The 13511-nt window shown below is 37.9% G+C and carries 16 protein-coding genes; 12 read left to right on the top strand and 4 right to left on the bottom strand.

Annotated elements, in window-relative coordinates; genetic code table 11:
* Positions 1-527: 527 nt before the first annotated feature.
* The 3 genes from M5A78_RS13335 to M5A78_RS13325 are packed head-to-tail and all read left to right on the top strand — an operon-like array spanning position 528 to position 1009.
* The gene (locus M5A78_RS13335; protein WP_248735756.1) at positions 528-668 is read left to right on the top strand and encodes a YrzI family small protein; all 141 of its coding nucleotides are present in this window, start codon (positions 528-530) and stop codon (positions 666-668) included.
* A gap of 30 nt (positions 669-698) precedes the next feature.
* Complete coding sequence (locus tag M5A78_RS13330) at positions 699-839, top strand: YrzI family small protein (protein ID WP_248735755.1); 141 nt, start codon at positions 699-701, stop codon at positions 837-839.
* Between the two features lie 29 nt (positions 840-868).
* On the top strand, positions 869-1009 hold the full coding sequence (locus M5A78_RS13325; RefSeq protein ID WP_248735754.1) for a YrzI family small protein: 141 nt from the start codon (positions 869-871) through the stop codon (positions 1007-1009).
* 480 nt (positions 1010-1489) lie between these two features.
* Here the strand turns inward: M5A78_RS13325 and M5A78_RS13320 are convergent, their stop codons facing one another.
* Positions 1490-3289 (bottom strand): M3 family oligoendopeptidase, encoded by a 1800-nt coding sequence (locus tag M5A78_RS13320; RefSeq protein ID WP_248735753.1) that lies wholly within the window; start codon positions 3287-3289, stop codon positions 1490-1492.
* 198 nt (positions 3290-3487) lie between these two features.
* Between M5A78_RS13320 and M5A78_RS13315 the strand changes: the two genes are divergently transcribed.
* Both M5A78_RS13315 and M5A78_RS13310 read left to right on the top strand, forming a co-directional pair.
* Positions 3488-4168 (top strand): response regulator transcription factor, encoded by a 681-nt coding sequence (locus tag M5A78_RS13315; protein WP_248735752.1) that lies wholly within the window; start codon positions 3488-3490, stop codon positions 4166-4168.
* A 43-nt stretch (positions 4169-4211) separates the two neighbouring features.
* Positions 4212-5186 (top strand): F510_1955 family glycosylhydrolase, encoded by a 975-nt coding sequence (locus M5A78_RS13310; RefSeq protein ID WP_248735751.1) that lies wholly within the window; start codon positions 4212-4214, stop codon positions 5184-5186.
* Between the two features lie 1183 nt (positions 5187-6369).
* Here the strand turns inward: M5A78_RS13310 and sigK are convergent.
* Together sigK and pssA are read right to left on the bottom strand one after the other, a co-directional pair.
* Positions 6370-7086 (bottom strand): RNA polymerase sporulation sigma factor SigK, encoded by a 717-nt coding sequence (gene sigK / locus M5A78_RS13305; protein ID WP_066090313.1) that lies wholly within the window; start codon positions 7084-7086, stop codon positions 6370-6372.
* 344 nt (positions 7087-7430) lie between these two features.
* Positions 7431-7970, bottom strand: a complete 540-nt coding sequence (gene pssA, locus M5A78_RS13300) for a CDP-diacylglycerol--serine O-phosphatidyltransferase (protein WP_248735750.1) — start codon at positions 7968-7970, stop codon at positions 7431-7433.
* 121 nt (positions 7971-8091) lie between these two features.
* Between pssA and M5A78_RS13295 the strand changes: the two genes are divergently transcribed.
* On the top strand, positions 8092-8874 hold the full coding sequence (locus M5A78_RS13295) for a phosphatidylserine decarboxylase (RefSeq protein WP_248735749.1): 783 nt from the start codon (positions 8092-8094) through the stop codon (positions 8872-8874).
* An 85-nt stretch (positions 8875-8959) separates the two neighbouring features.
* Here the strand turns inward: M5A78_RS13295 and M5A78_RS13290 are convergent, their stop codons facing one another.
* Positions 8960-9100 carry a sporulation histidine kinase inhibitor Sda gene (locus M5A78_RS13290; protein WP_248735748.1) on the bottom strand — a complete coding sequence of 47 codons (141 nt, stop codon included), beginning with the start codon at positions 9098-9100 and terminating at the stop codon, positions 8960-8962.
* 476 nt (positions 9101-9576) lie between these two features.
* Between M5A78_RS13290 and M5A78_RS13285 the strand changes: the two genes are divergently transcribed.
* The 6 genes from M5A78_RS13285 to yqeK are packed head-to-tail and all read left to right on the top strand — an operon-like array spanning position 9577 to position 13510.
* Positions 9577-10092: a YqeG family HAD IIIA-type phosphatase gene (locus M5A78_RS13285; RefSeq protein WP_248735747.1), complete on the top strand. Its 516-nt coding sequence runs from the start codon at positions 9577-9579 to the stop codon at positions 10090-10092.
* 3 nt (positions 10093-10095) lie between these two features.
* Positions 10096-11202, top strand: a complete 1107-nt coding sequence (yqeH, locus tag M5A78_RS13280; RefSeq protein WP_248735746.1) for a ribosome biogenesis GTPase YqeH — start codon at positions 10096-10098, stop codon at positions 11200-11202.
* A gap of 31 nt (positions 11203-11233) precedes the next feature.
* A complete protein-coding gene (gene aroE, locus M5A78_RS13275) occupies positions 11234-12067 on the top strand; it encodes a shikimate dehydrogenase (protein WP_248735745.1) in 834 nt (277 codons plus the stop codon).
* On the top strand, positions 12067-12357 hold the full coding sequence (gene yhbY, locus M5A78_RS13270; RefSeq protein WP_248735744.1) for a ribosome assembly RNA-binding protein YhbY: 291 nt from the start codon (positions 12067-12069) through the stop codon (positions 12355-12357). The genes aroE and yhbY overlap by 1 nt, the downstream gene beginning before the upstream one ends.
* 27 nt (positions 12358-12384) lie before the next feature.
* Positions 12385-12954 (top strand): nicotinate-nucleotide adenylyltransferase, encoded by a 570-nt coding sequence (locus M5A78_RS13265; RefSeq protein WP_248735743.1) that lies wholly within the window; start codon positions 12385-12387, stop codon positions 12952-12954.
* Positions 12944-13510 carry a bis(5'-nucleosyl)-tetraphosphatase (symmetrical) YqeK gene (yqeK, locus tag M5A78_RS13260; RefSeq protein ID WP_248735742.1) on the top strand — a complete coding sequence of 189 codons (567 nt, stop codon included), beginning with the start codon at positions 12944-12946 and terminating at the stop codon, positions 13508-13510. The genes M5A78_RS13265 and yqeK overlap by 11 nt, the downstream gene beginning before the upstream one ends.
* The last annotated feature ends 1 nt before the right edge of the window (position 13511 follow it).

Genomic DNA, 13511 nt, shown 5'->3' with positions numbered 1-13511 from the left:
GCCTAAATAATAATATATAAAACATTATAAATTAGCTCTTCAAAAAAAAATTAATAGATGGAGGGCCTGCTTTCGTATGGCATTTTTACCAAGTTATTTTCATACAAAAGGGACGCTTATTTTTTTTTGTGAATGATAAAGGCTTTTTAATTATTTTTTGAAAAAATTCAGTAAAAAGGTTTACAAAGTATAGCTGCGTGGATATAATTACCCTAGTAAGTAAAAAATTCCAAAGGAGGTCGAAGAAGATGAGTTTAGTATTAACTGGCATGAAAACTGTATATTTGAATATCACGCATTCGACCAGACTGGAATGGATTGCTTAACTTTTTGTTACAATACATATCCATGCCGCAGGGAGAATGACGCCTTGCGGTATTTTTGTGTCTAAAAAAGGCTGGCCGCAAGGAAGAATTTTCTTGCGGCCTTTTTGTGCCCTTTTTTCGCGCAAATTAGATATGTGTTGCATAAATTGGAAATGTTGTTGCTGAGCTTTACAGAAATATTTTTAAAAGGAGGTGGTAAATATGACTCTTAATATATTCTTTTTCTCGATTACCTTCAAAAAACGAGAAGTAAGTCTCCAAGAGGCGGCACAACAGGAAGTGGTTGAAAAACTTTATCAGCAAAATAGAGACCGTCAAATTTCCATGCATCATTTAATGTAATATCGCTTTAAATAAAGGAAGTGAATCAAAATGACATTAAATATATTCTTTTTCTCAATTACATTTAAAAAACGTGAAGTGAGTCTCCAAGAGGCGGTTCAACAGGAAATGGTTGAAAAACTCTATGAGGAAAATAGAGACCGTCAAATTTCCATGCTTCATTTCATGTAAGAAAGCTTTAAAAAAGGAAGTGAATTAAAATGACACTGAATATATTCTTTTTAACAATTACCATTAATAAACGTAGTATGAATCTCGAAGAAGCTGTACATCAAGAAATGGTTGAAAGGCTTTATGAAAAAAACAAAGATCGTCAAGTATCCATGTACCGCTTCATGTAAGGAATAAAAAAATCGATGAATGGAAGGGTGGTTTTTTAAATGTTGTTTTTTCTAATGCAAGGTCGTGGTGATAGCCTATGGGATATGAAGGATACCACCTAGCTAAGGAAGCAAAAAATAGGAGGTAATGTACATGCCGCTGCATATTTTATTCTTGTCACTTATCTTTAAACCAAAGAAAACAAACAAGAGTTTCAACTCATAACCCAATCATGGAAAGATAAATCAAATTGCTAATAGTTCAAAATGTTCGTTAACAAAATGTTCACTTTTCCCTAAGGTAGGTACTGTGAAAATATGATAAATTCAAATTAGAAATAGCAGGATCTATCTAAGGGGTGGAGAATATGTTCATGGTTGTGATGGCAATTGTCATTACTGGGGCGATTGGCTGCGTAATTATTGCTGAAATAAGTGTGGAATAAACCAAAAAAATTAGAAGCATCGGCCATTCGTTCGGCCGATGCTTTTTAAATGCTATTAAATATCTTTCGTTAACTCTAAGAACTCATCAATATCATCGATACAAATGTGAACTGCTTTTTCCCAGAAATCCTTTTGTGTTAAATCTACCTGTAAATGTTTCTGTGCCAGTTCCTCGACCGGCATTGAGGCAGTGTCCCTTAACAAGGAAATATATTTATCCTCATATCCTTTACCTTCCTCGAGGGCCTCAGCATAAATACCAAGTGAGAAAAGATAGCCGAAGGTGTATGGGAAGTTATAGAACGGTACATCAGTGATAAAGAAGTGTAACTTCGAAGCCCAAAATAATGGATGATATTCTTCTAAGGCATCGCAGTAGGCATCTTTCTGTGCAGTTAGCATTAAATCATTTAATCTCTCTACCGAAACAGGACCTTGTTTTCTTTCTTCATAAAAACGTGTTTCAAATAAGTAGCGGGCATGAATATTCATTAACAGGGCTACGGTTCTTTGAACTTTATCATCAAGTAGTGCCAGCTTTTCTTCTGTGTCTTTTGCGTTTTTTACAGCAGCATCAGCGACAATCATTTCCGCAAAGGTTGAGGCTGTTTCAGCCACATTCATGGCATAATTGCGATTAAGGAGTGGAACTCCTCTCATGGCAAACGTATGGAAGCCATGTCCAAGCTCGTGTGCGAGTGTTGATACATTTGATGGTGTTCCAGAATAAGTCATAAAGATACGAGATTGTTCACTTTCAGGGAAGAAGGTACAAAATCCTCCTGGTGCTTTTCCAGGGCGGTCTTCGCCTTCAATCCATTGATCTTCAAATGCATCTCGGGCAAATGTAGCCATTCTTTCACCAAAAGCGGCAAAATTCTGTTCAATAAATTTTGCACCTTCTTGATAGGAAAGCTTGGAGGCTGTAGTTCCAAAAGGTGCTTCTAGATCATACCAGCTCAGTTTTTCAACACCAAGAAGTTTGGCTTTCCGTTCTAAATAGGCGACAAGCTTCAGTTTGTTTTCGGAAATCACTGCCCACATCGTTTCTAGTGTTTCTTTTTCCATCCGGTTTATGTTCAGCGGCTCCTTCAGCACATCATCCCAGCCTCTTTTTTCATAAACACTTAAACGGAAGCCTGAGAGATGATTTAAGGTTTTTGCCAGGAAATCTGCCTGAGCACCCCAAGCCTTTTCCCAATTTTGAAAAATAACTGCACGTTCGTCACGGTCTGGACTGGAGAATTTGTTAGAAGCCTGTCCGACAGAAAGCTGCTTCTCCTCACCGTTTTCATTAATCGAGATTTTAATTTTACTAACAATTAAATCATATAACTGGCCCCAGCTATGATAGCCGTCAACCTCAAGTGCACTGATTAGCGCTTCTTCTTCTTTTGACAGCTTTTCCTTTGCCCGCTCGCGGCTTTCGGTTAACACAAAGGAGAGTTCTACTAATGGCTCATTCGCTAATAACTCCTGCCAAACCTCATCGTCAATTGTTGTTAGCAGGTTATCGAAGGATCCAAGTGCTGTTTGGAAAGCCGCACTCAAGCTGGTCACTTTCGCATCATGGGTATACGCTTTCTTATCTTCGGTATTTTGTGCTAGTAGGCAGCCCACGAAAGCTCCAGCTTGAATAAGTTTTACTACCGCATTTTCTAAATCTTCTAGTACCTCTTTAAGAAACTGGCGATCCTCCAGTGAATTGAGTGGAGTCCAGTTGTCTACCTTTGTCGCAAAAAGTTCAATTAATTGTCCAGTTCGCTCAAGGTGGTCTGCGAATTCTGTGGAATCACTGCCCCCATTAAAAAATACTTCTAAGTTCCAAATATCTGAATATGTAGTGGCTGTCATGTTATTTACCCCCTTTATTATGCATCTTTTCATTATAAAATAACTTTTCGAAAAATTCTATGATTTACGGTTTTCGAAATAAAGAGGGCTCATGCAAAAGTGTATATCCAGGTGCGTTTCAACTGAAATTTCACATTTGTTTTCATATATTTGTAGTATAATTTAAACCTAGATTTAGTAATCGGGAGTGGAAAACAATTGAAAAAAATTCTGTTAGTGGACGATGAAATAAGAATGTTAGATTTACTTTCCCTCTATTTAGCACCGAAAGGGTATAACTGTATTAAAAAGACATCTGCTCTTGAAGCCATCCGATTTTTAGAAGAGGATAAAGCGGATCTTATTCTGTTAGATGTTATGATGCCGGAAATGGACGGTTGGGAGGCTTGCAAGGAAATCCGGAAAAATTGGGATATTCCGATTATCATGCTTACAGCGCGTAGCGAAAAAATGGATGTCGTAAGAGGGTTGAAGATAGGTGCGGATGATTACATTTCAAAGCCCTTTGACGAAGAGGAGCTAATTGCTCGAATTGAAGCAATGTTAAGAAGGAAAAAAGGAAATGGAGGAACGATTGGATTTCATGGTCTTTCCCTCAATGAAGAATCCTTTAATGTTTCATACAACCATCAACAAGTGCCTGTAACCCCGAAGGAGTTTTCCTTATTAAACTTATTCCTACAAAATAGGAACAAGGTATTTACCAGGGATCAGCTACTGACGACGATTTGGGGTTATTCTGTTGGTACAGAAGATCGCACTATTGATTCACATGTACGCAATCTACGAGATAAATTGCGAAAAACAGGTTTTCAAGTTGATGAATATTTGACAACCGTATGGGGACTGGGGTATAAGTGGATGGATAAGGATTCATAAACGAATACTAATAGATTTAGATAATGTTTCAGGAGGAAAAAAAGTGAAGCTTCAAATGAAAGTGATTTTTGCTATTCTTACAGGAATATTATTTGTAGTCTCAGGCTGCACAAACAAAAGTGAGGATACAAAAAAGACCAATCTTAAAAATCAGGCTGAAACAAAAGCAAAATATGAGATAGTGGAAGCAAAATCCTTTAAAGTAAAAAATATTCGTGGGATTGGCTATCCAGGCAATGATAATGCCCTTTATGTGGCAGCAAATGACGGCATAAAAATGTACAAAGATGGAAAGTGGTACAAAACAACAACGAATCAACATGATTATATTGGATTTCAAGCGGTACAATCTGGTTTTCTATCTAGTGGGCATCCGCAAAAAGGGACAGGCTTAAAGGACCCGCTTGGGTTGGTGCAAAGTGTTGATAAAGGGGAAACTCTTCAAAAATTAGCTTTCTATGGGAAAGTGAATTTTCATTTCATGGCAGCCAGTTTTTCAGGCGAGGGGTTATATGTGATTAGTGAACAGCCGAATGATGCTTTAAATTTAGGCGTGAACTACTCGACAGATGGAGGAGGCACTTGGAAAAAAAGTGCGTTCAAGGATTTTAATGCAGACTCGCTTGGAATGATGGCGGTCCACCCGAAAAACGGTGCTATTATGGCAATGTCTACTAGGTCAGGGATATATTATTCAACCGATAACGGGAATACGATGAAGCTGATAACTGATCCATTTATGGTTACAGCATTAACGTTTACTGGGGATTCCATTTTATATTCAAGTGTTGAAAATGATCAAATAGTTTTAAAGACGTTAAATCCTACCTCGGGTGAACAAACGAACATTACTTTTCCCTTCTTGGATTATGATAATCCAATTACGTATTTAGCCATTAATCCGAAAAATGACAAGCAAATAGCGTTTACCACCTATAAAAATGATTTATTTGAATCAATTGATGGTGGTACTAATTGGAACAACCTTATGAAAGACGGAAAAAAAGAGATGAAATAATTTTGAGGGCACTGAAAAAGTACCTATTAAATTAAAGGCACTTTTAAACTTGGTTGTTGATTTGCGCTCCAGGCGCTTCGCTTTCCGCGGGCGTGCCGGGGAGCCTCCTCGGCGCTTTAAGCGCCTGTGGGGTCTCCCCAGCCCCGTACTCCCGCAGGAGTCTCGCACCTTCCGCTCCAATCAACAGTGTTAATAAATCAACAATGACCCTTAACATATCCAAAGTAAAAAAGGTATAATACCTCATATTCAGAGGGAAGTATACCTTTTTTGCTGTATAAATATAGTATCAAATTCGACCGGTATTCAGACAGGATTTCGTTTTTGGGCCCTCGACCTGTCCGAATAGGACCGGTATTCAGACAGGATTTCGTTTTTGGGCCCTCGACCTGTCCGAATAGGACCGGTATTCAGACAGGATTTCGTTTTTGGTTCCTCGACCTGTCCGAATACGACCGGTATTCAGACAGGATTTCACTTTTGGTCCCTCGACCTGTCCGAATAGGACCGGGATTCAGACAGGATTTCGTTTTTGGGTCCCCGACCTGTCCGAATATGACAGGGATTCAGACAGGATTTCACTTTTGGTCCCTCGACCTGTCCGAATAGGACTGGGATTCAGACAGGATTTCGTTTTTGGTCCCTCAACCTGTCCGAATACGACCGGGGTTCAGACAGGATTTCGTTTTTGGTCCCTCAACCTGTCCGAATACGACCGGGGTTCAGACAGATTTTCGTTTTATGTCCCTCGACCTGTCCGAATAGGACCGGGATTCAGACAGAATTTCGTTATCTGACCCTTGCCCTGTACGAATACGAATCTCTAATTAACTGAAAGCACAATATAATCCTTTTGGTAGTTGATTGTTTTGTTCACTATGATCTCATATAGGAGACAAATCTTCTTAGTGGTCGTGATTTCTCGACAATCACACTATTCCAATCGATGTGATGTTTTTTCAATCATTAGAGCTTTTGTCAAGGAACATGATAAAAAAATAGCTACCCAAACAAACTCAAGGATTTCCCCAAGTTATTTAGGTGCGAAGTTTGAGTATTATTATAGTAAAAGTATTGAACTTTAATAACAGCCTAGCTCCAGCGCTCAGTGACTAGTGTACTAGCCTTCTCCTCCTTACGATAAATCAATATCGAATCGCTAGCGCGCTTCCGCTTTTCGATGTTAATTTTTTTTCTTCCGTTCCTTCTCGGCACGATAAAATTCGTGGAACATTTTCATCAGGGCTCGTTTCTCAATTCTTGAAACATAGCTCCGTGAAATTCCTAATTCTTTGGCAATTTCCCGCTGTGTTTTTTCCTTTTGTAAATCAAGTCCAAAGCGACCAATGATGACTTCTTTTTCCCGATTATCCAAAACTTCTATATATTTTTTAATTTTCTCAAGCTCCATGTTAAGCTGGATGGTATCAATGACATCCTCAGATTCTGATTTAAGCACATCAATCAACGAAATTTCATTTCCCTCCTTATCCTGACCAATCGGGTCATGCAGGGAAACATCCTTTTTTGTCTTTTTAAGTGCCCGAAGATGCATGAGGATTTCATTTTCTATACAACGAGCGGCATATGTGGCGAGTTTTGTTCCTTTACCCTCTGAGTAGCTCTCAATGGCCTTGATTAAACCAATTGTTCCAATCGAGATTAAATCCTCGGAATCCTCGCCGGTATTTTCAAATTTTTTCACGATATGCGCAACAAGTCGTAAATTGTGTTCAATTAACATATTACGTGCGTGTGAATCCCCTTCTGCCATTAACCGTAAATACTTTCTTTCTTCTGCAGCAGATAGGGGTTGCGGAAAGGCATTATTCTTTACATAGGAAACAAGGAAAAGAAATTCTTTCACTAAATAACCGAGAGCTGTTAAGATTCCGGACATATAAAGCCACCCCCGTCTTGTTATGGACTATCGCCTATTAATCATTCCTATGAAGAAAATGGGAAATTGTGTCTGTCCATAAAATTTAATTTTAGTGTTTTGGAAAAGGGGAGAAACGTTCATAAATAAATCACTATATCCAATCTGATTGAAAAACATTCATTTATTCACGAAGAATTGTGTGAAATTCAGCTCTGCTAACACCGCCTTTATGAAGTTAGTCTAGTGCTTAGAATGAATGTATTTCCACAATAAATGGTGGCGTTTAACTCCATTTTCGTATTGGATGCAAAAAAAAATGACCACCTGCAAACCGCATAAATTGGTCATTTTTTCTGAATAAATTATACTTTTTTAAGTTTAAAGGAACTAACCATTAGGAATGATAGAATGATGATAATGAATAAGAACGTTTGGGAAGGAACGTAGGGTATGGCCAAAAAGCTTAATGTGGCTAAGCATCCTGCAGCTGTAATGGGTAGACCAGTAAAATATCCATTGCTTTCGGTAATGTTGAACCGCGCTAATCTGAATGCACCACAGCCAATGTAGAATACAGTGAAAAATGAACCAGGCCCGCCAAATTCATTTAAAATTCCTTGATATAGTAATAGTGCAGGTGCCACTCCGAATGATATAATATCACTCATGGAATCCAATTGTTTTCCCAACTCTGATTCAATATTAAATTTTCGTGCAATCATGCCGTCAAAGCGATCCGCTAAGGCTGCAATAAAAATGAGCAGTAAGCTTAGTCTTAAATTGCCATGAAGTCCGAATACAATTGCGAATCCGCCTAACGATAAATTCAATAAAGTAATAACATTAGCTGTTTGAGATTTAAGTTTTTTAATTGTCTGATCGAGTACGTTCAATAAAAACATTCTCCACACCACTCCTTTTTTATGCCAGAAGGGAATAATTTTCCTTATTTTATATTATTTAATTCTAAGCCTTATATGTCATTTCGTAAAGAGTATTTTTACACTTTTTGGGGGTAGTTCAATGTTACAAACTTTTTATCGCCTATTAATTGAGTTAACGAATGGAAGGTGGACATCCAGTATTTTAAAGCGGTTTGCCCGTGCTCGGGTTAGTCGTTTCGTCGTCCCGTCCTTCGCCAAAATCTATCATTTGAATCAAGAAGAAATGGAGAAAAGCTTAACTGAATTTCCTACTCTTCATGATTTATTTATAAGGACGCTGAGAAAGGACGCGCGCGAAATCGATAAAAATCATGATTCTGTTGTCAGTCCTGTTGATGCGGTCATCGAGGATATTGGTCCGATAAGGGAAACAAGTGAAATTATCGTAAAGGAAAAGACGTATTCAATTGAAGAGATGCTCGGGAATCGTGAGCTGTTAACAAAATATTTAAATGGTACATATATGATTCTTTATTTAAGCCCTAGCCATTACCACCGAATTCATAGTCCAGTGGATGGAATCGTCACTAAGCAGTGGACACTTGGGAAGAAATCATACCCGGTGAATAAATGGGGGCTAAAATATGGGGTTCGAACGCTGTCAAAGAATTATAGAGTCATGACGGAGGTCCAAACGGAATATGGGCATGTCGCAATAGTAAAGGTTGGAGCCATGTTCGTAAATTCAATTGAAACCACACATAAGGGGACAGAATTAGAAAAGGGCAGAGAGATGGCCTATTTTAGTTTTGGATCGACTGTTGTCTTATTATTTGAAAAGGATATTTTTCAACTCGATGCCACAATAAACACACCTAAAGAAATAAAGGTCGGAGAAAAAATCGGGATATTGAAAAAGTAAATAACCGTTTAAGCCGGCACGGTGTTTTTACGCGCCATGTTAGATAGACAAAAAGAAAAGCCCACTATAGGGCAGTGTGGAAAAATTAGCAAGACAATTTAATTTTATTGAACAAGGAACGTCGCTGAATTTCGGACTCAATGAGCCCAATAAAATCCGGACTTAAGTTTAGATCTCTTGCTTTAAAATATGATTCAATTAATAATTCATCTGACAGTTTCCGCACGTCAGAATCCACCTCCGATTAAAAATAAATGGTTCTATTGGCTGTCATGTAAACATAAAATAGTACGTTCAATTGGTGTACCCTAAATCTACCAAATTTATTCCTTTTGAACAATCACTCAAGTTATCCACGATTAATTGTGGATAACTTGTGAATATTATGTTTATAAAGTCACAAAATTTAAAAGATACAATAGGTAAAATGTTAATAACGTTATCCACAGGAATGGGAAAAGTGGAGATTTGTCGAAAAATATTTTTTTGTTTAAAAAATAATCATATAAGTTTAAACTAGGTTATTTTTTAAAATTAGAGGAAGTAATTGAATCATGTCTTTCCTAAATTTGATAAACAATAAGATGTAAGCATTAATTCTTTGAATCAAAGATTAAAATTGGTTATGATGGTACAAGTGAAGATAGGTGCTAAAGATAAATTTAGTGCTCATATTTAGAATTATAATGAGGTGTAAGCTTAGTGTTAAAACAATTTTTACCGAATGAACATGTGAAAAGCATTCTGGATATATCTCCTGAAGAGTTAAAATCAAGAGGAGTTAAAGGAATTATTACGGATTTGGATAATACATTAGTGGAATGGGATCGCCCAACTGCCACTCCACAATTAATAAAATGGTTTGACGAAATAAAAAAACAAAATATCCTCGTTACGATTGTTTCAAATAATAATGAAGAACGAGTAAAGGCTTTTTCTGACCCGCTCGATATCCCGTTTATTTTTCGGGCACGGAAGCCGATGGGACCTGCCTTTCACAGAGCAATTTCTCAAATGGGCATTAAAAAAGAAGATGCCGTGGTTATCGGGGACCAATTATTAACTGATGTACTTGGCGGAAACCGTAGTGGATTTCATACGATCCTTGTTGTGCCGGTTGCGCAAACAGACGGTTTTTGGACAAAATTTAATCGCTTCGCGGAACGAAGGATTTTAAATTGGTTTCGAAAAAAAGGCATGCTTCAGTGGGAGGACTAATCAGTGAGTGAACAACAATATATTTGCATGGGCTGCGGTGTTCAAGTTCAAACGGTAAACCCAGAGGAAATAGGCTATGCACCAGCTTCAGCATTAGAAAAAGAAATGATTATTTGTCAAAGATGTTTTCGTCTCAAGCATTACAACGAGGTTCAAGATGTTAATTTAACGGACGATGACTTTTTAAAAATATTAAATGAAATTGGCAGGTCAGACGCACTCATTGTGATGATTGTTGACATTTTTGATTTTAATGGCAGCTGGCTTCCTGGGTTGCACCGCTTTGTTGGCAATAACAAAGTCTTACTTGTTGGAAATAAGGTTGATTTATTACCAAAATCTATCAAGCATAACAAATTGATTAACTGGATGAAGCATGAAGCAAAGGAACTGGGGCTAAGACCTGAAGAAGTTTTCCTTGTCAGTGCAGCTAGAGGTTTAAATGTGAAAGAAACAGCGGCAGCCATTGACGAAATTCGGAACGGGAAAGACGTGTATGTCGTAGGCTGCACAAATGTTGGGAAATCTACTTTTATTAATAGAATTATTAAGGAAGTAACAGGGGAAGAAGATGTTATTACGACCTCCCATTTTCCCGGGACGACACTGGATATTATTAAAATCCCGCTAGATGATGATAAGTCATTAATTGACTCACCAGGGATTATCAATCATCATCAGATGGCGCATTTTGTTGATAAGAGGGATTTGAAAATTATCACGCCTAAAAAAGAAATAAAGCCCAAGGTGTTTCAATTAAATGAAGGACAAACTTTATTCTTTGGGGGCTTAGCCAGGTTTGATTATGTCAGCGGCGGTAGAAGATCATTTGTTTGTTATGTTTCCAATGAAATAAATATTCATAGGACGAAAATAGAAAATGCAACAGACCTTTATGAAAAGCATGTGGGGGAAATGCTGACACCGCCTCGGCAGGAACAATTAAACTCGTTTCCAGAGCTTGTGAAACAAGAATTTTTCATAAAAGAAGCGAAGACAGATATTGTTTTTTCTGGTCTTGGATGGATAACGGTAAATGAGCCAGGGGCAAAAGTGATTGCCTACGTTCCAAAAGGTGTCCAAACGTTACTTCGAAAATCATTAATATAATTGTCCATTTTGATACTGGTGGGGAGAACAAATGAAGAAGCTATTCGCTGTCCTAGGAAATCCAATTGGGCATTCTATGTCCCCGGTCATGCACAATGATTTATTTTCTTTTTTTAACATTGATGCCCACTATCTCCCTTTCCAAGTGCAGGAAGAAGATTTACAGGATGCCGTCAACGGATTAAAGGCGCTTGGAGCAGGTGGATTTAATGTCACGATCCCCCATAAAAGTAGCATCATTCCTTTTCTTGATGGGGTAGATGAATTAGCCGCTAGTATTGGCGCAGTTAATACTGTTGTTAATGAAGATGGATGCCTGATTGGCTACAATACCGATGGTCCGGGCTTTTTAAAGGGATTACATGCTTATTTGCCTGTAATAAAGGGGAAAAAGGTATTAGTGCTTGGGGCAGGTGGAGCGGCTAGAGCGATTTATTTCACTTTAGCCAAGGAAGAGCCACAAGCTGTGGACATTGCTAACCGTACCATCGATAAAGCCTGGAGTCTAATTAATGATTGTCCCTATTCCATTTCATCAAGTGCTTTGTCTTTAGCTGATGCAGAAAAAAAATTAGCGGATTACGATTTAATTATTCAAACGACGATGATTGGTATGTCCCCGAAAATTGCTGAACAGCCCATTTATTTGGACAATCTAAGTAAACAGTCAATGGTTTGTGATATAATTTATAATCCGTTTGAAACGCAATTTTTACATGATGCAAGTATAAAAGGAGCAAGGATTCAAAACGGAATAGATATGTTTGTCTATCAGGGAGCACTTGCTTTTGAAAAATGGACAGGAATTTTCCCTGATGTAGAAAGAATGAGAGAAAATGTGTTAGGACAATTAGGAGGAAAATAATGTTAACAGGTAAACAAAAAAGATTTTTACGCTCAAAAGCTCATCACTTAGATCCTATTTTTCAAGTAGGAAAAGGCGGAGTAAATGAGAATATGATTAAACAAATAGCCGAAGCACTTGAAGCAAGAGAACTTTTTAAAGTAAGTATTTTACAAAATTGTGAAGAAGATAAAACAGTAGTCGCCGAGCAGTTAGCAGGTGGTGCTGGCGCTGAAATCGTTCAAATTATTGGCAACACGATTGTCCTTTATAAGGAGTCAGTCGAGAAAAAAACAATCAAACTTCCTTAATCTAATGGAGCAAAGGATGGCGAATGGATGAAAAAAGTTGGAATATTGGGTGGAACGTTTGATCCGCCGCATTTTGGACATCTTTTGATTGCCAATGAAGTTCTATCCGAACTACAATTGGATGAAATTTGGTTTATGCCGAATCATGAGCCACCACACAAGAAAAAACCAGAATCGGTTAAAGATGAGGACAGACTAAAGATGTTAAAACTGGCAATCGAAGGGAATCCAGCTTTTAAGATTCAACCAATAGAACTCGAACGCGAAGGACCTTCGTATACAGTTAATACCATGAAAATGATTAACGCTGAATATGTTGACTATCATTTTTTCTTTATTATTGGGGCAGATATGATCGAATATTTACCTAAATGGCACAAAATTGATGAGCTTGTCCACCTTGTCCAATTTATTGGCGTTGATAGACCGTCCTACAGCCTTCAAGCCAACTATCCTATTCTTTATGTGGACGTACCTACTTTGGATGTGTCATCTAGTATGATTAGAGATAGATTGACAAGTGGAAAGACGGTTCGTTATTTATTGCCTGATTCGGTTATCCAATATATCGAGGAGAATCAATTATATGGAACGTGAAGAGGCCTTAAAGCTTGTAAAGGAACAATTAACGGAGCATCGTTATCAGCATACGTTAGGTGTAACAGAAACAGCTATCACATTGGCTAGACAATATGGTGCAGATGAACAGAAGGCAGAACTGGCGGCGATTTTTCATGACTATGCGAAATTTCGGTCAAAGGATGAAATGAGAGAAATCATTATCGTCCAGGGATTTCCACAGGATTTGCTTGAGTTTAATGCTGAATTATGGCATGCGCCTGTTGGAGCTTATCTAGTGGAAAAGGAAGCAGGCATCACCGACCAGGAAGTTTTGGATGCAATCCGTTACCATACATCAGGAAGAATAGGGATGACCTTGCTTGAAAAAATCATCTATTTAGCTGATTATATTGAACCAGGCAGGCATTTTCCTGGAGTCGTAGAAGTTAGAGAGATGGCCAAAGAAAACATGGATAAAGCATTAATTAAAGCGGTTCAAAATACAATTCTATTTTTACTGAAAAAGAATCAAACTGTGTATCCTGATACATTTTATACCTACAATGACCTTATTAATAAACTGGAGGCTTGAT

The organism is Neobacillus rhizosphaerae (assembly GCF_937468385.1).
In the GTDB taxonomy this organism is placed as follows: Bacteria; Bacillota; Bacilli; order Bacillales; family Cytobacillaceae; genus Neobacillus; species Neobacillus rhizosphaerae.
This window is presented reverse-complemented; position numbering and strand designations above follow the sequence as displayed.

Bases quoted from the DNA above. Each gene is read 5' to 3' on its own strand.
- M5A78_RS13335 (WP_248735756.1), top strand. From the start codon at position 528: ATGACTCTTAATATATTCTTTTTCTCGATTACCTTCAAAAAACGAGAA.
- M5A78_RS13330 (WP_248735755.1), top strand. From the start codon at position 699: ATGACATTAAATATATTCTTTTTCTCAATTACATTTAAAAAACGTGAA.
- M5A78_RS13325 (WP_248735754.1), top strand. From the start codon at position 869: ATGACACTGAATATATTCTTTTTAACAATTACCATTAATAAACGTAGT.
- M5A78_RS13320 (WP_248735753.1), bottom strand. From the start codon at position 3,289: ATGACAGCCACTACATATTCAGATATTTGGAACTTAGAAGTATTTTTT.
- sigK (WP_066090313.1), bottom strand. From the start codon at position 7,086: ATGTCCGGAATCTTAACAGCTCTCGGTTATTTAGTGAAAGAATTTCTT.
- pssA (WP_248735750.1), bottom strand. From the start codon at position 7,970: ATGTTTTTATTGAACGTACTCGATCAGACAATTAAAAAACTTAAATCT.
- M5A78_RS13295 (WP_248735749.1), top strand. From the start codon at position 8,092: ATGTTACAAACTTTTTATCGCCTATTAATTGAGTTAACGAATGGAAGG.
- aroE (WP_248735745.1), top strand. From the start codon at position 11,234: ATGAAGAAGCTATTCGCTGTCCTAGGAAATCCAATTGGGCATTCTATG.
- yhbY (WP_248735744.1), top strand. From the start codon at position 12,067: ATGTTAACAGGTAAACAAAAAAGATTTTTACGCTCAAAAGCTCATCAC.
- M5A78_RS13265 (WP_248735743.1), top strand. From the start codon at position 12,385: ATGAAAAAAGTTGGAATATTGGGTGGAACGTTTGATCCGCCGCATTTT.
- yqeK (WP_248735742.1), top strand. From the start codon at position 12,944: ATGGAACGTGAAGAGGCCTTAAAGCTTGTAAAGGAACAATTAACGGAG.